Raw genomic sequence first — 19,392 nt, 5'->3', positions numbered from 1 at the left:
CTTTAAAAATAAGCAGGGAAGGAATACTTCTGATTCCGTATTTCACAGAAATTTCGGGGTTACTGTCAACATCAACTTTACCGATTTTAGCTTTGCCTTCGTATTCTCCTGCTAACTCTTCTACGATAGGTCCTATCATTCGGCAAGGGCCACACCATTCAGCCCAAAAGTCAACTAACACAGGCTTGTCAGATTTCAGAACTTCTTCGTCAAAGTTACTGTCGGTGAATTCAATTGGTTTTGCCATAATATTGTATTGGATTTAGATTATTAGATTTTCTTCAATCTTAAACAAATATCGGTATAATTCATTCAAGTTTACACATTCTTTTGAATTATTGGCTTGATAGGGTTGAGTGATATGAATTAGCAGTTCATTAAGATTTCAAAAATATCCTATCCAATTTTTAGCAGACAATTGTTCGGGTCTTTTTCAACAAACTGAACAATCTCGTTTTTACTTCTGGTAATTAATGCTGAAATAAATCTTATGCTTTTATTCCCGCAAAGCAGATGAATTACTTTCGGTGGGCATCCATATAACTGACTTAACTCATCGAAATCATTGTCTTTTGTGAGAATGGTCATTCCTTTCTTTTTAGCAAATTCCCAAATATCATTATCATATGCATGTACCGAAAGGGCATCTTTTACGTAGATAGCATCAACATTTTTAGAATCCAGGTTTTCATCAATTTAAAAGAGAGGTTGTTATCAATCAGAAACTTCATGCTGTCCGTAGTAAACGCGTGTGTTTTTCTGAATCTGAGGCGTAATCAAGACAAGCTTTTATATCTTCTGAGGTCAGTTCCGGAAAATCATCAATAATTTCTTCTACAGTCATTCCAGAAGCCAGGTAGCCAAGTACATCGTATACTGTAATCCTCATACCGCGTATGCAGGGCTTTCCCCCTCTTTTGCCGGGTTCAATCGTTATAATTTCTTTGTAATTCATAATATTAGGGCTGGTTTATAATAAAAATACACTATTTGAGATATGTTCCCAACAATTTACAAAGCGAGCCATTTAACTAACTCCCATGAACTAACTGTACTGCTTCCTCTCCCAGTACATCACGCAACCCGCGCAGCAGTTCATCATTCGGTTCTACCACAAAATTTCTTACGTTCATTCTTATCGGGGCATTAGCGGCTTTACTGTGTACAGAAAACTTAACCTGTGTACTCCCCTGGTTCAGTGAAAATAAAGTTTCAACCTGCTTGAGATCGTCTTTTTGAAGATTCGATGTTTTCAGATCTATCCTCAGATTTAAATTCTCCTGAAATTTTTCCCTGAGATTTTCAACCCGCTCAAAGGAGTTTGCAATCACTTTAGGGGAACCGCTCCGGGTATCTACCACCCCATCAATGAATAATACATTATCTGTTTCCAGAAGTCCCATATATTGATCATAGGTTTTACTGAAGGCGATTACCTCTGTAGAATTATTTAAATCTTCTACTTGAAGGAAGGCAAAAGGACGACCTTTCTTATCTGTTACTCTTTTTACAGCGGTGATTATGGCAATGAATTTGATATTAGTCCGATCCGACATCTGCCCGAATACATCATCACTCAGATCTTGCTTACCAAATAACCTGATTTCTTCTTTAAAGCGGTTGAGCGGATGACCACTTAAATAAAACCCAATAAGCTCTCTTTCTTTGTTGAGTCGTTCAATCTGAGTCCATTTGCGAGTTTCCTGCAATTTAGGTTCTTGTGAACCGGGACCTCCGCCCTCTCCTCCAAATAAATTTCCCTGGTTTAGACGAATCTCTTCCTGCTTACGTACTGCGTATGATAAAATGTCTTCAATAGACTCAAATAATTGAGCTCTGTTCTCATTGAGCGTATCGAAAGCCCCGGCTTGGATTAAACTTTCAAATGTTTTGCGATTGCATGTACGTAAATCAACCCGAGTGGCAAAATCAAAGATAGACGCAAAATCTCCATTCTCTTCTCGCTCTTCTACGATATGCTGAATGGCTGATGAACCCACACCTTTAATAGCCGACATTCCATATTGTACACGCCCTTCTTTTGCACGGAATTTACCTCGTGCGGTGTTGATATTTGGCGGATCAACGGGAATGCCCATGCGCTGACATTCTTCAATAAACGAAGCCACTTTTTTGATATCACTCATGTTGTGGCTCATCACCGCAGCCATGTACTCCGCAGGATAATTGGCCTTGAAATACATGGTGTGGTAGGCTACTACCGAATACGCCGCAGAGTGCGACTTATTAAATCCATAGCCGGCAAACATGGCCATTTTATCGAACACCTGTTTTGCCGTCTTTTCATCGTAGCCTTTTTCAACTGCCTGACTTACAAACTTCTCTTCCTCCGGTGGCAATAATTCCGGCTTTTTCTTACCCATTATTCGCCGCAGAACATCCGCTTCACCAAGTGAGTAGCCACCCATTCGCTGCGCCACCTTCATAATCTGCTCCTGATAAATCATGATACCATAGGTGGGCTCAAGTATATCAATCAGGTCTTCATGGTCATATTCCACTTTCTCTCGACCATGTTTGCGCTCAATATAATCCGGGATAAACTGCATTGGTCCCGGTCGGTATAGCGCATTCATCGCAATCAAGTCATTGATGTCGGTCGGCTTCAGATTCTTGAGATGCTTCCGCATCCCCTCACTCTCAAACTGAAAAGTACCTAATGTCCCCCCTTGCTGATAAAGCTTATAAGTCGTTTCATCATCAAGTGGAATATCATCTAAATTATATTTTTTATCGTGGTTTTCATCTACATATGCAATGGCAGTTTTCAAAATGGATAAGGTCTTCAAACCCAGGAAGTCCATCTTTAACATTCCGGCATCTTCAATCACATTTCCATCAAACTGGGTCACATATAGGTCTGCATCTTTGGCGGTACTAACCGGAATGTATTCAGTCAGCTTATCGGGAGCAATAATTACTCCAGCTGCATGGATTCCGGTATTTCGAACCGAACCTTCCAAAACCTGTGCCATTCGGAGTGTTTCGGCCTCAAGTCCTTCGCCATCCCTGATATCCCGCAATTCTTTGACTTCCGAAAATGCCTCTTCAAGTGTAGTTCCGGGACGTTCCGGGACAAGTTTGGCAAGACGATCGGCATCAGATAAAGGCAGATCGAGCACTCTTGCAACATCACGAACCGATGATCGTGCGGCCATAGAACCAAATGTGATAATGTGAGCTACCTGATCAATACCGTACTTATCTACTACATATTCAATCACCCGCTGTCGTCCGTCATCATCGAAATCAATATCAATATCGGGCATGGATACACGCTCGGGGTTCAGGAATCGCTCAAATAGCAGATCATATTTCAGGGGATCTATATTTGTGATGCCTGTGCAGTAGGCTACCACCGAACCTGCCGCCGACCCCCTTCCGGGACCCACATATACGCCCATGTCTCTGGCAGCTGCAATAAAGTCCTGAACAATCAGGAAGTACCCGGCAAAACCCATCTCTTTAATGATGCCAAGTTCAAGCTCTATTCGTTCGGTTACCTCTTCATCAATGTCATTATATCGAGGCTTTGCACCTTCATACGTCAGATGCTTCAGATACTCATCTTCCGTTTCAAATCCCTCCGGCAATCCAAATACCGGAAGCTGAATTTTCTGTTCCAGCTCAATGGGTTCTATTTTGTCTAAAATCTCTTGGGTACTCATGATAGCCTGCGGGAGATCTGAAAACAGTTCCTTCATCCGGTCTTGCGACTTGAAGTAAAACTCATCATTAGGGAAACCATACCGGTACCCGCGCCCCCTGCCTTTAGGAGTACTCATGAGTTCCCCATCATCAATGCAGATGAGGGCATCATGTGCTTTAGCATCTTCTTCATCAAGGTAAAAGACATTGTTAGATGCCACCAATTTCACCCCATATTTCTTGGAGAATGCTGCAAATACTTCGTTTACTCTTTTCTCTTCTTCCAAACCATGGTTCAACACCTCGAGATAGAAATCATCCCCAAAAGTTTCCATCCACCACTGTAATTCTTCCTCCGCAAATTCTTGTCCTTTATTGAGAATAAGATCTGCCAGCCAGCCTCTCACACCACCGCTCAGGCAAATCAAGTCTTCCGCATATTCAGCAATAACTTCCTTGTCAATCCGTGGATATTTGTAATAATACCCCTCCGTAAACCCTATTGAACTTAATTTAGATAGGTTTTTGTACCCGTTTTTATTTTTGGCAAACATCGGTATTTGGTACCGGCGGTCTTTATTGTCTCTTGTGAATTTCTTCTGGGTTCGGTCTTCAACCACATAAAATTCACACCCTATAATGGGTTTAATTCCTTCATTATGGGCGGCTGCGGCAAATGCGAAGGCTCCGTACATATTGCCGAGATCAGCCAGTCCCACCGCTTCCATGCCTGCTTCTTTGGCTTTAGATACCAATTCTTTAATACCTGCGGTAGCTTGAAGAACAGAAAATTTAGAGTGATTATGCAGGTGCGTGAAGGTAACCTGCTCTATTTCGGCGCTACCAGTTGTCTCTTCGCTGTTTCCACTTTTTTTTTGAGCCTCTAATTGTTCTTCCGTTTGTTTGGTTTTGAACCGCGATGGAGAAACAAGATCTATATATTCTTCTTTTTTGATATAACCCTGCGCCGGCTCATACAACCGGGCATCCATCGGAAAGTTAATTTTACAGGCGCCAATTCGCACCATCTCGAGAAAACATCTTGCAGTAGCCTCCACATCGGCAGCAGCGTCGTGGGCATCTTCAAATCCTTGGTCAAATAACGCATGATGTAATTCACCTAAAGATGGCCATTTATAATTACCTCCGCGTCCGCCTTCCAATTTTGCCACATCCATACCTTCGAGCTTAGTATCGATCTTGGGTTTGTCGAGAATAGCTGATGAAATCTTTTTACGGAGATATTCAGCTCCCATAATCTTTTCATCAAAGTTCACATTATGTCCAATCAGGAAATAGGCCTTATCAATATCTTTGAAAAATTCTTTGAGCACAAATTCAAGCTCAACCCCTTCTTCGTGTGCACGCTCCGTTGAGATACCATGAATTTTTTCGGAATTAAAAGGAATGGTAAATCCTTCCGGCTTAACAATATGATTACCACTGTTGATAAGCTTTCCGGTGTGGTCATGAAGCTGCCAGGCAAGCTGAACCAGTCTTGGCCAGTTATCTAAATCAGAAATTGGAGCTGAAAAATCTTGTGGTAAACCGGTTGTTTCGGTATCAAAAATTAGGTACATGCAATCCTTTTTGGAATAGAACTTCAAAAAGTTAAATATACCATTCCTCTATCTTCTATTCTAAGATAGTTGCACACGAGTTTTCCACAATTTTTACCAAAGTTTATTGTTAGTCTATCGTAATTATGTGCTATTTTTAAACATAAATCTAAAGTTCTAAGACTTTTGTATGAAAAATTATTATTTGTTACCACTGCTCATCACAGCATTTATAATTTCTACTTCAAATCACATTCAGGCACAAGATCGAATTGTAAACGTTTCTGAATTTGTAGAAAATGCTACCACTCGAATTTATACTACGGGTACAAAAGAAGTGGAGGGTTCTCCACTTTTGATGGACTCTTTTGTCCCTGGAAGAGTCATATTACGCGATGGAAAAATGAGCGAAATTGTGATGCTGAACTATGACTCTCACAGAAATCAATTACTCATCAAGAATAACGATACTGACGTTTTGATTCTCGATCATCGAAATATCAAAGAGTTTGTTTTTCTTACATCAAACCGAGCAGGTGTTGATAAGCGTTTTAACTACAGTGTCAGAATGCCGGAACTTGGTCTTGAAGAATTAACGCCGGTTGAAATCCTTTTTCAAGGAGAAAACAGTGGTTTAAAACTTTTCACTGTTCACAAAACAAGTTTTTCGCAAGCTACCCGGCCTGATCCTCTAACAGGAAAGATGGTAGACCGATATATCTCTAAATCTAATACCTACATTCAGAAACCGGATGGCACTACTGAGGAAATTAATAGAATTAGAATTAGCAGAGTGATTGATACTTTTAATGAAGATCAACGTGAGTTATTGGAAAATTATGTTGATGATAATGACTTAAATAATCGTTCTACTGAAGATTTGATAAAACTCTTAGGATATTTCGATTCAACTTTCTGATCTCAAGAAAATTTTACTTCAAACCCGTTTACCTCCTCAGCCTGCTTATCTGAGACCTTATTTTCCTCTATATTTTTGACATAGGAGGCAGCGGGACCATTTTTGCATCGTTCTATTAATTCCTTAACTGCTTTTTCCTCTCCATCCAGATAAGCCTCCACACGTCCATCTGACAAATTCTTTACCCAACCATTAACACCAAGCTCCCGGGCATTTGTTTTAGTAAAATGACGAAAGCCTACTCCCTGAACCCGTCCTGATATAAAAATATGCTTCTTCAAAATTCTTCCTTTTTATATTTAAAGCTCTATTTTAGCAAGTACTCTGATTATAAAAAATCAAAACACATTTTATCGTTCAATTATTTCTAAAAAATGACTCTGACTCAGCTTTCATACATCGTTGCCGTTGATAAACATCGCCATTTTGCAACCGCTGCCAAAAAAATCTATATCACCCAGCCCACTCTAAGTATGCAAATACAGAAGCTGGAAGATGAACTTGGCGTGCTCATTTTTGACCGCTCTAAGTCTCCCGTTGTACCCACGGCAATGGGTGAAGAAATTATCAAACAAGCCAAAGAAATATTAAGCGGTGCCAAACATATTGAAGATATGGTGGCTGTACAGGGTGAGAATTTAAGAGGATCATTCCGGGTTGGTATCATTCCAACGATTGCCCCTTACTTGGTTCCGTTATTTCTAAAGCCTTTTGTAGATGCGTATCCGGAAGTTGAACTTGTATTTGAAGAAGCTCTTACGGCTGAAGTTCTAAAAGGACTGAATGAAGATTATTATGATGTGGGAATTATCGCCACCCCTACCGATCAGCATATCTTTGAGAAAGATCTGTTCCTCGAACCTTTTCTCGCCTATGTTCATCCGGAACACAAACTGGCTAAAAAAGACAAGGTATGCGTGGATGATCTCTATAATGAAGATCTTTGGTTGTTGAACGAAGGACATTGTTTCCGGGATCAAACCATGAAGATTTGTAAGCAGAATAATGAGAAAAGAAATAAGGCGCCCATCATCTTTGAAAGCGGAAACCTGGAAACTTTAAAGCGCTTGGTGGAACAAGATTTTGGGGTCACCCTAATGCCCTATCTTGCCATGGATGATCACGATACCCGGTGTGCCAACGGAGTGGTCAAGGAATTTGAAGACCCGGTTCCTTCCCGAAAAATTCGCTTAGTTTACAGTCGTGAGTTCCTAAAGAAAAACCTGATCGATGCTTTTGCTGAAGTCATTGTTGATTCAATTCCCAAAGAACTGGAATCACAGGAAGAGAAAATGGTGATTGAGTAGGGGTTCGTTATTGTTTATTTGTTGATTGTTATTAAGGTTTTTTGGGCTTCATTACATAAACTTCTCCATCCTTTTTTTTCTAAGGCCGAATGGGGTTTATTTTTTGCTAAATTGGATTTTATAAATAGCTAACAAAATCCCATCTAAAATCTCTTCGCCTGTCACGAACTGTCACCCTCTCTTCTTAGTTTTGTGTGAAGGAATTGAAAAGTCATTCTGAGCGAAAGCGAAGAATCTTCACAGGCCAGACACTTGAAGACCCTTCGGCAGTAGCCTCAGGATGACCAATCCTTATTAACCAGATCAGATGCTCAAAGTCAAAAAAGCAGGAAATCATGGGATTTTACTTCCCCAACTTAAAATTGGATTAGATTACAGCGGCCCCAAAGCCGACCATATTTTTGTTTCTCACGGCCACGCCGATCATATCCCCTGGAAAGCGAAGGGAGCAGTATATGCAACTCCTCCTACCTCTAAATTTATGGCCTTCCGGGGCGTTAAATATGAGGTAAATGATCTTCCTTTTGGTAAAACTGTAAAAACTAATAACGCCCAAATCACTTTTTTCCCGGCAGGCCACATTCTGGGTTCTGCAATGACTTTTGTGGAAAGTGATTTAGGGAATGTGCTCTACTCCGGGGATTATCGTACCCCGCCTTCCCCTGCAACCGAAGGGTTCAAACTTCCTGATGCACGCATCGACAGCTTTATAACAGAGGCGACTTTCAGTTTGCCTGTCTATCGGTGGGCAGATTATGGAAAACTGAAAGCAGATATTACAGAATTTGCCCGATCGGCATTAGAGGATGATTATACTCCGATTTTTCTTGCATATAATTTGGGGAAGGCTCAAGAAATCATGCACTTGCTAAAGGACTTAGGTCACCCGGTGCAGATACACGGTGCCGGTTTTAAGCTTTGCAGTGTATATGAAGAAGAAGGCTTTAACCTTGGCAGCTATGAAACATATGACCGAAATACTTGTGCCGGTAAAATTTTGATTTGCCCAAGTTCAGCACTTAATAATGGGTTTGCTTCCAACGTAAAGAAGAAGCGAATAGCGTACTGCAGTGGATGGGCTACTATGGAGTCACGCCGCACTCAACTTACCGTGGATAAGTTAATCCCCTTATCTGATCACCTCGATTTTTTTGAGCTCATTGAACTTTGTAAAAAAATTCAGCCCAAGAAAACGTATATCACCCATACCCCAAATCCGGAGGTAGTAAAGCACTACCTGGATGAAGCCGGCCTTTTATCTGAATACTTAGATTCGAAGAGTACATAAGATGAATTCAGTAGCCCCAAATTCTTTTTTACTGCTTGCCCAAACAGCCCGGAAAATACGGGAAACGCGTGGCAGTAATGCCAAAATCAAAATTTGCTCAACATATTTACGTTCTCTGGAGAATAGTGATGACTTAAAACTTGCCGCTCAATTTTTGGGGGAAGGAGCTTTTTCAGATTTATCTGGCAAACGGGCCTCGGTTGGCAGCCGGACCTATTCTATTTTGGCAGCTGAAATTTGTGAAATCGATTATGAAAAGGTATTTAAACCCTGCAAAACAGCTGTTGGCAGTTCTTCGGAAACCATCGAGAAACTGCTCACCAATATTCCTGCTGCGCGCAAAAAATGGAGTCCCAAAAATCTTACCCTAAAAGAAATTGAAACAATTTTTGACCAACTTTATGATGTTTCATCAAGAGCAGACAAACAGGAGATTTTAAAAAAGGCTTGGTTAAAGATGTCGCCCCTTGAGGTAAAGTTTTTCCTTCGAATTCTTGGTCGCGGTTCACTACGAATTGGTTTCGAATCTAAAAGTATAGTTTCTGCAATAGCTAAGGCTTTTAATCATAAAACCGGAGACGTGCGTCATGTTCATATGTTAACCGGAAGTATTGGGGAAACAGCTATTCTGGCAAAAAAAGATTCCCTCCAAGAAGCTACCTTTCAGCTGTTTCAGCCTATCTCATTTATGCTTGCAAGTCCTATTGAAAGTCGCTCTGTGGACAATTATGAAGAATACGTTGCCGAAGAAAAATTTGATGGCATGCGATGTCAAATTCACATACAGAATGAAAAAGTGATGATTTTTTCCCGTGATTTGAATGATATCACCCATTCCTTTCCTGAGGTTGTTTCTTATTTTAGTGAAAAGGAACTACCGAAGATAGTTTTGGATGGGGAAATATGTGTGTACAAAGATGAAACCATTCTCCCATTTCAGCTGCTTCAAAAAAGGATGGGTTTGAAAAAACCATCAAAAAAGATCCTTCAAAAATATCCAACACTTCTCATTTCATATGATATTCTCTTTTTTGATGGAAAACCGGTTTTTGAACTTACCTTAACTGAGCGCAGGAAATTACTTTCACAACTTTCATCTGAATTCAATTTTCCTATTACTACTCAGAAAGCCGTTGAGGATAAAGATCAGATCGATGAGTATTTTGAGACTGCCTTGGCTCACGGAAATGAGGGACTAATGCTTAAGCATAAAAAGTCTACCTATGAATATGGTCAGCGTAAAAAGTCATGGCTGAAGGTTAAAAAGCCCGGGGGCTCTTTAGATACTGTGATGATGTATGCCCATGCCGGAAGCGGTAAAAGGGGCGGAACGTATTCTGATTTCACCCTTGGAATTTCGGTACGAGATGATGAGCGCTATGAAGAGGAGTTTATCCCTATCGGTAAAGCCTATGGCGGTTATACGAATGAAGAACTAAAGAAATTAAATGCTCGCATAAAAGAAATTACCGTCGAAAAATATGGACCTACTCTTGGCTTACTTCCAGATATCGTGATTGAATTGGAGTTCGATGACATCCAGATCAATAAACGTACCAAAGCAAATTACACCCTGCGGTTCCCTCGTTTTAAAGCCATAAGATGGGGCCTTTCTCCCGATGATGCAGATACTTTGAAGGATGTAGAGCAACTTTATAAAAATAAGATTGACCAAGAGAGATTGAAGCAGAACAAAAATCCTTCTTTCGAGATTAAAGACCTGAAAGACTGATTTAAAAGAGTTTTCATTGCTCTTTTAAGATTTAGTGTATTGACACCATGGACTAAACTATTACTCACAGTTCTCTGTGAACTATTCAATCCAAAATTAATCTAAGAGTTCTAAAATCGCTTCAACGGATTCATCAACCGTCATTTCATCGGTGTTGATGGTGATTGCAGGGTTTTCGGGTGCTTCGTGATTAGCATCATAGCCGGTAAGACCTGTGATTTCACCTTCTTCCGCTTTTTTATAAAGTCCTTTGGGATCTCTTTCATGCGCTGTTTCAGGATTACATGTAATATAAATCTCCTTAAAATCACCTTCAGGGAATAGTGACTTCGCAGTCTCTCTGTCTTTAGCATAGGGAGATACAAAAGTACATAACACAATATTTCCATGTTCAAAAAACAAGCGGGCGGTCTCTCCTACTCTTCGAATGTTCTCTGCCCGGTCACCGGGACTAAACCCAAGATCACCATTCAAGCCATGTCTCACTTGGTCGCCATCAAGCAGCATAGTTTGTTTGCCATCTTCCCAAAGTCTGCGTTCCACCTGTTTTGCTATCGTACTCTTGCCTGCCCCGGATATTCCAGTAAACCATAACAAACTGGCTTTGTGGCCATTTCTCTTTTCCCTTTCTTCCCGGGGTATATTCCAGGGTTCCCAAACAACATTTGGGGATTTCCTTTTATTGGATGAAGATTTTGGCTTTTTAGATACTGTAGAGCCGGCTCTCATCATACCTGCGCCCACAGTAACATTAGTGGCAGCATCGATGATAATAAAGCTTCCCGTTTTCTTATTTATTTGATAAGCATCAAAAAATATAGGCTGGCTAGATTTCAACCTTACCCGCCCAATTTCATTCAGCTTTAACTGATCAGCATCTTCCTGGTTTAAGGAATCAACGTTCATTCTATACACTAATTCTTCTGCAAAAACCTGGGTAGTCCGTGTGGTATGCTGAAGGATATATTTCTTACCTAATTCCATAGGTTTTTCATTCATCCAGCATACATAGGCTTCAAAATCATTTCTTACAGTGGGAACGTTATTTTTCCTTACAATCATATCACCGCGACTGATATCAATCTCGTCTTCAATCGTCAGCGTTACAGAATCACCGGGATATGCTATATCAAGATCTTCTCCACGGGTTACAATTTTTTCGACTTTAGAGGACAACCCGGAAGGCAATACCGTAATTTCATCGCCCGGACGAATATGACCGGAAGCTACCCTTCCTGAAAAACCACGGAAATTTTGATTGGGGCGAATTACATATTGTACCGGAAGCCTAAAGTCGATGATATTTTCATCCGCATCTACTTTTACCGTCTCCAAATGATGAAGCAGCGTTGAACCGTTGTACCAGTCCGTATTCTCACTTTTATCAACTACATTATCCCCCTTCAGAGCAGAAATTGGGATATAGGTTACATCACTTACATTTAATTTCTTAGCAAAACCTCTGAACTCTGATACAATTTCATTGAAAACCTTCTCATCATAATCTACTAAATCCATCTTATTCACCGCTACCACCAAATGTGGAATTCGGAGCAAGGAAGATATAAATGCGTGTCGGCGAGACTGTGTCAGTAACCCTTTGGAGGCATCCACTAAAATCACTGCCAAATCAGCAGTAGATGCTCCCGTAACCATATTTCGGGTGTATTGGGTATGCCCCGGAGTATCTGCAATAATGAACTTTCGTTTTGGAGTCGCAAAATAACGATAAGCTACATCGATAGTAATTTTCTGTTCTCTCTCGGCTTTCAAGCCGTCGGTTAACAGAGCAAGATTTACATCCTCTTCACCACTCCCTTTACTGGACTTTTCAATGGCTTCCATCTGATCTTCAAAAATAGATTTTGAATCATAGAAAAGCCGGCCGATTAACGTACTTTTTCCATCATCCACACTTCCGGCTGTTGTAAACCGGAGCAAATCCATATCTAAGTATTTATTGTCGTTATTTGGGTTGTTTGCTTGTTCGTTATTGTCGCTCATGCTTTGGTATAAAAAAGTTCGTTATTCAATTTTCGGTGTTCCGGATATGTTGTCTAAAAGTACCCTTGACGTTTACGGTCTTCCATCGCAGTTTCACTTCGTTTATCGTCGTGGCGATTGCCTCGTTCCGTTTCACGTGCAGAAGCTACTTCTTGAATAATCTCTTCTAAATTTGAGGCATCAGATACTACTGCACCCGTACATGTTGCATCCCCGATGGTGCGAAAGCGAACGGTTTTGGTTTCTAATTCTTCATCGTCCATTCGATTGACAAACTCCGTATCTGCCAACCATACCCCGCGTCGGTTAAATACTTCGCGTTCGTGAGCAAAGTAAAGCTCAGGAATATCAATATCCTCTTGCGCAATATATTGCCACACGTCCATTTCTGTCCAGTTACTGAGGGGAAACACCCTAAAATTTTCCCCGGGGTTTTTACGGCCATTAAATAAATGCCACAATTCGGGCCGCTGGTTTTTAGGGTCCCATTGCCCAAATACATCACGATGGGAGAAAAAACGTTCTTTGGCCCGTGCTTTTTCCTCATCACGACGGCCGCCTCCCAAGGCTGCATCAACCTGGTGTTCCTTTAGTGTGTCCAATAAAGTAGTGGTTTGAAGTGCGTTTCGGCTGGCATCGGGTCCGGTTTCTTCTTCCACATCACCGGCATCAATTGATTCCTGAACACTGCCAACAATGAGCTCTACTCCATATTTTTCGACCAGTTTATCTCTGAACTCAATGGTCTCGGGAAAGTTGTGTCCGGTATCAATATGCATCAAAGGAAACGGCACTTTTCCGGGATGAAAGGCTTTCAACGCCAGGTGGAACATAACTATAGAATCTTTACCGCCGGAAAATAAAAGCACCGGTCGCTCAAATTGAGCAGCCACCTCTCTCATTACATATATTCCTTCGTCTTCTAATTCTTTTAGATGCGTTTGTTTTTTACGTTCGCTCATTATTAATCAGTATGTGCTAAAATGTATTATCTAAAGTTAAAAAGATGTCTGGTTACCTCATTTACCTAATTTATCGACATCTATAAATTCGTTGATTCCCAATAAAAAATAAGGATTTTTAAACGATTCTTTATTGTAGGTTAAGGGTGAAAATTTTTCACCTTCTTTAGTTGAAAATCTGTACACGGCATCGGCAGCGGCAGTATCCCACTCCATGGTTGGACCTAATCGTGGATATAAATCTGCCTTTCCTTCAGCTACCAAACAGAATTTTATAGAGCTACCGGATGGAACTTCCTCGGAAACTTCAATTCCTACAGACTTTAATTTCTTAGCGGTAGTATCATCACCATGAGACCTGCTTACAACAATACTCGCTTTACCGGGAGCCTGAAATTCTTTTGTTTCCAGTTTTTGAGCTTTCTGTTCTCCCTTTTTTTTATAGGAACCAATGCTTTTCTCGCCGTAATACATTACATCAAAAGCGGGCACATATACAACTCCTAAAGTTGGTTTATCTCCTTCAATCAAAGCGATGTTAACAGTGAACTCCCCATTCTTTTTTATAAATTCTTTGGTTCCGTCAAGTGGATCAACCAGCCAAAATTTTTCCCAGTCTTTTCTTTCCTCATAGGAAGGAATGCCCGACTCCTCAGAAATAACGGGAGTATCGGGATCAATTTCATTTAAAGCATCAACTATAATATGATGAGCGGCAAGATCTGCCTTGGTAAGTGGAGAGTCATCCTCTTTTGTAATAACCTCTACTTCCGTGTCATAAAATTCTAATATTTTTTTTCCCGCTTCTTCTGCCGTCTTGATGACTTTATTTAGCATTACCCACGCTTAATTAAAAGTTCCAAAAATAGGGAACTAAAGATACGGCGATTGTAGCTACTATCAAATTTAAGGGGAGTCCAATTTTAATAAAGTCCGTGAATCTGTATCCCCCGGGACCGTACACCATTAAATTTGTTTGATAACCGATAGGGGTTGAAAAACTTGATGATGCAGCCACTATCATGATCATGGCAAAGGGAATAAAGTTCAACCCCAAAGATTGTGAAAGAGATAAAGCTATAGGAAAGACTAATACAGCAGCTGCATTATTTGTAATCATCTCAGTGAGTAACCATGTAGCTAAATAGGTTGAGGCTAAGGCCATAGTCGGATTATCTCCGGCAAACTCCAACAAATTGACAGCCAGATATTCTGCGGCTCCGGTATATTGTAATGCACTTCCTAATCCCAACGCCGATGCTATAGCAATAAGAACCCGCCAATCTACACTCTCCAAGGCAGAGCTGTACTGAAAACTTTTAGTAACTAATAGTAAAAAACCTGCCACAATAGCGGCCTGCAGCATACTTAAAATTCCCGTTGCGGCAAGTACAACCATGGCAATTAAAGAAAGACCAGCTATCCATGCTTTATCATAAGTGACCGGGGATGAATCTTCAATGGAGCTCACTAAAAAGAAATCACTGGAGTTTCGATATTTTTGAACAAAATTGGGGTGTGCCTCGAGCAATAAAACATCCCCACTTTTTAAGGTAATATCACCGATTTTTTGGTCTATCCGTTCACCACTGCGCGATACAGCCAAAACAACAGCATCATACCGATCTCTAAAATTACCCTCTTTAATGGTTCGTCCTGTCAGAGGATTTGATCTTGAAACTACCGCCTCTATCATCATACGTTCATTCCGGGGCGCATTTAGCTTAAATACTTGATTTGTGGCCGGTTTTAATCCCGAAATTTGCTGAAGGTCAATTATTGAATCAACTATTCCCGTAAAAATAAGACGGTCATCTTCTCTGAGTTTTTCATATGGACCCGGAGCAGGTATTGCACGTTCATTTCGTTGAATTTCAATAAGAAATAAACCCGGTAAATTACGGAGGCCTGCATCTTCAATAGTTTTACCGGAAAGTGTATTTCCTTCAGCTACAATCATTTCAATGGTATATTCCCGCGGATCCTGGAAAGTATCCATACTGGAACCTCGGACAGGTAGTAGTTTGTCTCCAAATATAAATAAATAGATAAACCCGGCTATCGCACAAGGAATACCGACAAGAGCAGGCTCAAAAATCCCCAAACTTCTTATGCTTGCCTCTTCTATCATCAATCCATTTATAATCAGGTTTGTACTGGTTCCTATCAGTGTACAAGTTCCACCTAAAATGGCAGCATAACTTAATGGAATCAATATCTTTGATACCGGAATATTCGATATACGACTCCATCTTTCCAATGCCGGGATAAAGGAGGCTACAATAGGTGTATTATTTAGAAAGGCACTCATCACCATAACAGGACTCATAATTCTTAGTTGTGCTTTCTTAACCGTACGTGCATTCCCCATTACACGTTTTACAATATAATGTATAGCCCCTGTTTCTTTCAGACCGGCGGCAACTATATACAGGGCTGCCACAGTAAGCATACCCTCATTCGAAAAGCCCGATAATGCCTGTTCAGCCGGTATAATTCCCAGGATAAAAACAACCGCAAGTCCTGCAAATAACACAAGATCAATTGATATAGTGGTTCCTACCAGAAACACCAGGCATAAAAAAATCACGCCAATAACAATCCATCCTTCTAATGTCATAAATGATAAATATAAAGTTCCGTTAAATATAGATGCTAAATTTCAGATAAGAAATGATTTTATTCTTTCATCTGATATTCTTAAAAATACTATATACAAAAAAAGAAGGCTCCTTTCGAAGCCTTCTTTTGTAGAATGCAAAATGTGCTTTCTAATATTTAGCCGGCATTCCTTCTTCAGGAATGGAATTTTGTATAAATTTCCTGATATCATCATTCGATTTAGCCAAATCTTCTGCTCTCAAATACATCATATGACCACTTCTATATCCTATAAAACTCATACGGTCTTTGAGTTTTCCACTTGGGTCCATATTCCACATGGTATACTTAGCGTCAAAATAATTGGTACCTCCATCATAATATCCCGATTGGATCATCACATGCAGAAAGGGATTTTCTGCCATCGCAGATCGGAGGTTTTCTCCGGTGTTATCCCCGCCTCTATTCCATGGGTGTACAGGGCCAAATGTCCAGTACTGGAGATCTGTTTCATATCCCAACTCATCTCTAAGGTAATGATTAATGGCCGGTGTAAAAGCGTGATTCCAGGCTGTTAAAGCCGGGTCAAAGTCATAGCGCTCTCCTGCATTCTCCCGATCAATTCCACGATATCGTGAATCGAGGCGCCCAACGGTAAGCTCCTGATCTCGAAGTAGTTCTTTCCAGAAAAATCCGGTTGAGATACTAAGATTTCGATCTAAAATTGCTTTCTCTGAAATGCCTGAGTATAGAGAAACTTTCTCTGCTATCTCTTGTTTTTCGGCTTCACTTATGAACCCTCCTTTTGAAAGTGCAGGAATATATTCGTTGATGGTAAATTCTTCTACTTCAGGCAGAATTTCATCCAAGTCCATTTGTTGCAAACTATTATCGAGAGCATCATGGTACCAGGCTGTTGCAGCAAAATATGGAAGTGGCAGTGCATCCCCTACAGGCCCGTCACGGTCAACTCCCAAGCCAGTCGGTGAAACTAAAATTACTCCGTTTAAATACATCCAGTGAGAAGATTGTAATCTGTTCGCAAGACCAGAAACCCGCGTTGTTCCATAACTTTCACCAATCAAATATTTTGGGGAAGGCCATCTGTTTTGGCGTGATACAAAAGTATCAATCCATTCTGCCAGATAATTGATATCGGCATTAACCCCAAAAAAATCACTTCTCTCAGCATCTTCGTGTACCATTCTGGAAAAAGCTACATTTACCGGATTCACAAAAACAATATCAGCAACATCGATAATTGAATGCGGATTGTCTTTTACCCCATATGGCTGGATAGGAAAACCTTCATCATCAATTTTTAAAAGCTTTGGGCCCGTATATCCGATATGCATCCAGACAGAGGCAGAACCCGGTCCTCCGTTAAATGAAAACACCAATGGTCTTCGGGATTTATCATCAACATCTGATCTTTCGTAATAAGTGTAGAATAATGACGCAACAGCATTTCCATCCTCATCCCAAACCGGTTGATTACCTACAGTTGTTGTATAAGGAACATCTTCACCTTTTACCGTCACTTCATGTTCGGTAGTTTTACTCCAGTCTACTTTTGAGGTGCGGTTATGATCGCCGTTGTCTTGTGCTATTAAAGCCACAGAGCTAAATAAAAACACCGCGACAAACATTACCTGTCGTACTTTTGATAACATAATTTTCACTGATTAATTATAGTTTTACAGCTCTGTAGTTAGTAATTATTGCCGACAATTTATAGTCAAAATCAGTAAAAATTAACAAAAGACCCTTCATCAGCGGTCTGGGACTAAGTTGATATCCATATCAATTCGAAAAGATTTTTTTAGTGAATCTCTTTGTACCTCAATAAATAACTGATCCCCCCGCTTTTTTTGAAAGTAATCTAACATATCATTCATCGTAAGCCTGGCAGAATTCTGGCCATTCACCTTTAAAATAACATCTCCTTCTTTAATTCCATTATTTGCAGCCGGAGAGTCTTCACGAACGTAACTGACCACATAATAGGGTATATCCGGTATCGGCGCACTCACCTCCAATCCACTGGCATTGAAGTAAAAGTCATCTCCAAAATTCCAGTTCTTCCTTAAATAAAGCATTTCGTTTTCATAATGGAAAATCACTTTAAACCTTCTGAGTATGTCGCCACCTACACTTCCTTTACGGTCATTTATTTGTAACGCTCTCCTAACAGACTGGCTATCAGGAAATGAAACAATAGGCTCATTAGATTCAAATTCTCCCATTTTCATCTTTTGTACTTTGCCTATTTCTCCAATCAGTAGTCCACTCAGTCCGGTTCCAATTATTGAGTTGACTGTTTTTGAAGGCACCTTAATATTCTCGTCCGTCATTTCATACAACGAAAAGGAATTACTTGCTCCACTATCCACTAAAAATTTCAGAGATTTGTAATCACTGCTTTGGCTATGTTTATAGTGGATATTTAAATGTGGTTTTTTGTCTTCTACTGAAATTGGAAGCTTATGCCATCTCCAGTTTTTGGGTAGTTTTTTAAACTTATTTTCAAACTCCTTGGTATCATATATACGAAGTAATTCTCGGCTGTAATTTATTTCTACAGCAAAACTTTCAAAAAAAGTGTACCCAAAAATACCATGAATTTCTGTACCCATATAAGAAGACAGGTGCAATAAATCCTCTTTAAGGATCAAAATTTCAATCTCCTCTCCGATAATTCGATCTCCAATCTTCATTTCATTATCGTAAGAATGAAAGGCCTCCAGGCTATTACCCGTCCCCAAACCGGCAAGCCTGACGGTCATGAGATTTTTAAGTTCTATCGTTTCATCGTATAGTGTTGTGATAATGTTACGACCCGCTCCTGAATCCAATATAAACTTTAGCGGTTCAGATCCATTAATTCTAATCTCAATAACTATAAGATTATTAATAAGTTCAAAGGGAACAGTAACCCGCTTATCAGGATTTTCTGGAATTCTGAACTTTGATTCTAAGTGCTGAGCTTGAACTTCATATAATTCCGCAGTCAGAATTATACCTATTAATAAACCTACTGCCTTGAGGCCTTTCATTAGTTAAGTATCTAATTGTACTTTCAAAATTCTCCTTCTTTTAACGAATCTTTAAGCCTTCGTGTTTTACTAAACCTAAAATTAAATTCATTTTAAAATTCTTTTAATTTAAACCTCACTTTTTTGGTATTAATTGTATAAAAGCAGATATTAACAGTGATGCAAAATGTATGGTAAGAATCAGTATTAGTTTTTTCAGTATAGTATTTGTTTCCCCTCTATAGTTTGTACAACTAACAATAAATCGCAGTATCGGAAATTAAGGTTTACCCTTTTTTGATAAACTGCACTTAAT

15 protein-coding genes are annotated in these 19,392 nt (G+C 40.0%); 4 read left to right on the top strand and 11 right to left on the bottom strand.

Translation table 11 applies throughout. From position 1 onward, the window contains the following. The 4 genes from trxA to dnaE form a co-directional block, all read right to left on the bottom strand. Nucleotides 1-247: thioredoxin (trxA, locus tag RI561_RS10815; protein ID WP_395080253.1), on the bottom strand; the 247-nt coding region annotated here is incomplete at its 3' end. Nucleotides 248-396: 149 nt separating this feature from the next. Further along, nucleotides 397-684 carry a DUF5615 family PIN-like protein gene (locus tag RI561_RS10810; protein ID WP_395080255.1) on the bottom strand — a complete coding sequence of 96 codons (288 nt, stop codon included), beginning with the start codon at nucleotides 682-684 and terminating at the stop codon, nucleotides 397-399. A 43-nt stretch (nucleotides 685-727) separates the two neighbouring features. After that, nucleotides 728-955, bottom strand: coding sequence for a DUF433 domain-containing protein (locus RI561_RS10805; protein ID WP_395080252.1), 228 nt, complete (start codon nucleotides 953-955; stop codon nucleotides 728-730). Nucleotides 956-1,031: 76 nt separating this feature from the next. After that, the gene (gene dnaE / locus RI561_RS10800) at nucleotides 1,032-5,249 is read right to left on the bottom strand and encodes a DNA polymerase III subunit alpha (RefSeq protein ID WP_395080251.1); all 4,218 of its coding nucleotides are present in this window, start codon (nucleotides 5,247-5,249) and stop codon (nucleotides 1,032-1,034) included. A gap of 169 nt (nucleotides 5,250-5,418) precedes the next feature. Here dnaE and RI561_RS10795 point away from each other — a divergent pair, with 169 nt between their 5' ends. Further along, nucleotides 5,419-6,147, top strand: coding sequence for a hypothetical protein (locus tag RI561_RS10795; RefSeq protein ID WP_395080250.1), 729 nt, complete (start codon nucleotides 5,419-5,421; stop codon nucleotides 6,145-6,147). A 2-nt stretch (nucleotides 6,148-6,149) separates the two neighbouring features. Here the strand turns inward: RI561_RS10795 and RI561_RS10790 are convergent, their stop codons facing one another. Then, nucleotides 6,150-6,428: an acylphosphatase gene (locus RI561_RS10790; RefSeq protein ID WP_395080249.1), complete on the bottom strand. Its 279-nt coding sequence runs from the start codon at nucleotides 6,426-6,428 to the stop codon at nucleotides 6,150-6,152. A gap of 93 nt (nucleotides 6,429-6,521) precedes the next feature. Here RI561_RS10790 and RI561_RS10785 point away from each other — a divergent pair, with 93 nt between their 5' ends. The 3 genes from RI561_RS10785 to RI561_RS10775 all read left to right on the top strand — a co-directional run bounded on the left by RI561_RS10785 (nucleotide 6,522) and on the right by RI561_RS10775 (nucleotide 10,474). Further along, entirely contained in the window at nucleotides 6,522-7,454 is a 933-nt protein-coding gene (locus tag RI561_RS10785) for a LysR substrate-binding domain-containing protein (protein ID WP_395080248.1), read from the top strand. Nucleotides 7,455-7,761: 307 nt separating this feature from the next. Then, entirely contained in the window at nucleotides 7,762-8,742 is a 981-nt protein-coding gene (locus RI561_RS10780) for a hypothetical protein (protein WP_395080247.1), read from the top strand. Between the two features lies 1 nt (nucleotide 8,743). After that, on the top strand, nucleotides 8,744-10,474 hold the full coding sequence (locus tag RI561_RS10775) for an ATP-dependent DNA ligase (protein ID WP_395080246.1): 1,731 nt from the start codon (nucleotides 8,744-8,746) through the stop codon (nucleotides 10,472-10,474). A gap of 96 nt (nucleotides 10,475-10,570) precedes the next feature. Here the strand turns inward: RI561_RS10775 and cysN are convergent, their stop codons facing one another. From cysN to RI561_RS10745, 6 genes are all read right to left on the bottom strand, one after another. Further along, nucleotides 10,571-12,478, bottom strand: a complete 1,908-nt coding sequence (gene cysN / locus RI561_RS10770) for a sulfate adenylyltransferase subunit CysN (protein WP_395080245.1) — start codon at nucleotides 12,476-12,478, stop codon at nucleotides 10,571-10,573. A 53-nt stretch (nucleotides 12,479-12,531) separates the two neighbouring features. Further along, nucleotides 12,532-13,440 carry a sulfate adenylyltransferase subunit CysD gene (cysD, locus tag RI561_RS10765; protein WP_395080244.1) on the bottom strand — a complete coding sequence of 303 codons (909 nt, stop codon included), beginning with the start codon at nucleotides 13,438-13,440 and terminating at the stop codon, nucleotides 12,532-12,534. A 57-nt stretch (nucleotides 13,441-13,497) separates the two neighbouring features. Continuing rightward, a complete protein-coding gene (gene cysQ, locus RI561_RS10760; protein WP_395080243.1) occupies nucleotides 13,498-14,277 on the bottom strand; it encodes a 3'(2'),5'-bisphosphate nucleotidase CysQ in 780 nt (259 codons plus the stop codon). Between the two features lie 13 nt (nucleotides 14,278-14,290). Next, a complete protein-coding gene (locus RI561_RS10755; RefSeq protein WP_395080242.1) occupies nucleotides 14,291-16,060 on the bottom strand; it encodes an SLC13 family permease in 1,770 nt (589 codons plus the stop codon). A 151-nt stretch (nucleotides 16,061-16,211) separates the two neighbouring features. Beyond that, the gene (locus RI561_RS10750) at nucleotides 16,212-17,714 is read right to left on the bottom strand and encodes a S10 family peptidase (RefSeq protein WP_395080241.1); all 1,503 of its coding nucleotides are present in this window, start codon (nucleotides 17,712-17,714) and stop codon (nucleotides 16,212-16,214) included. A 99-nt stretch (nucleotides 17,715-17,813) separates the two neighbouring features. Further along, nucleotides 17,814-19,097, bottom strand: coding sequence for an aspartyl protease family protein (locus RI561_RS10745; protein WP_395080240.1), 1,284 nt, complete (start codon nucleotides 19,095-19,097; stop codon nucleotides 17,814-17,816). Nucleotides 19,098-19,392: the final 295 nt, after the last annotated feature.

Source organism: Gracilimonas sp. (assembly GCF_031581265.1).
GTDB lineage: Bacteria > Bacteroidota > Rhodothermia > Balneolales > Balneolaceae > Gracilimonas.
Note: the sequence above shows the minus strand (reverse complement) of the source record. Positions and strands in the feature narration are given on the sequence as shown.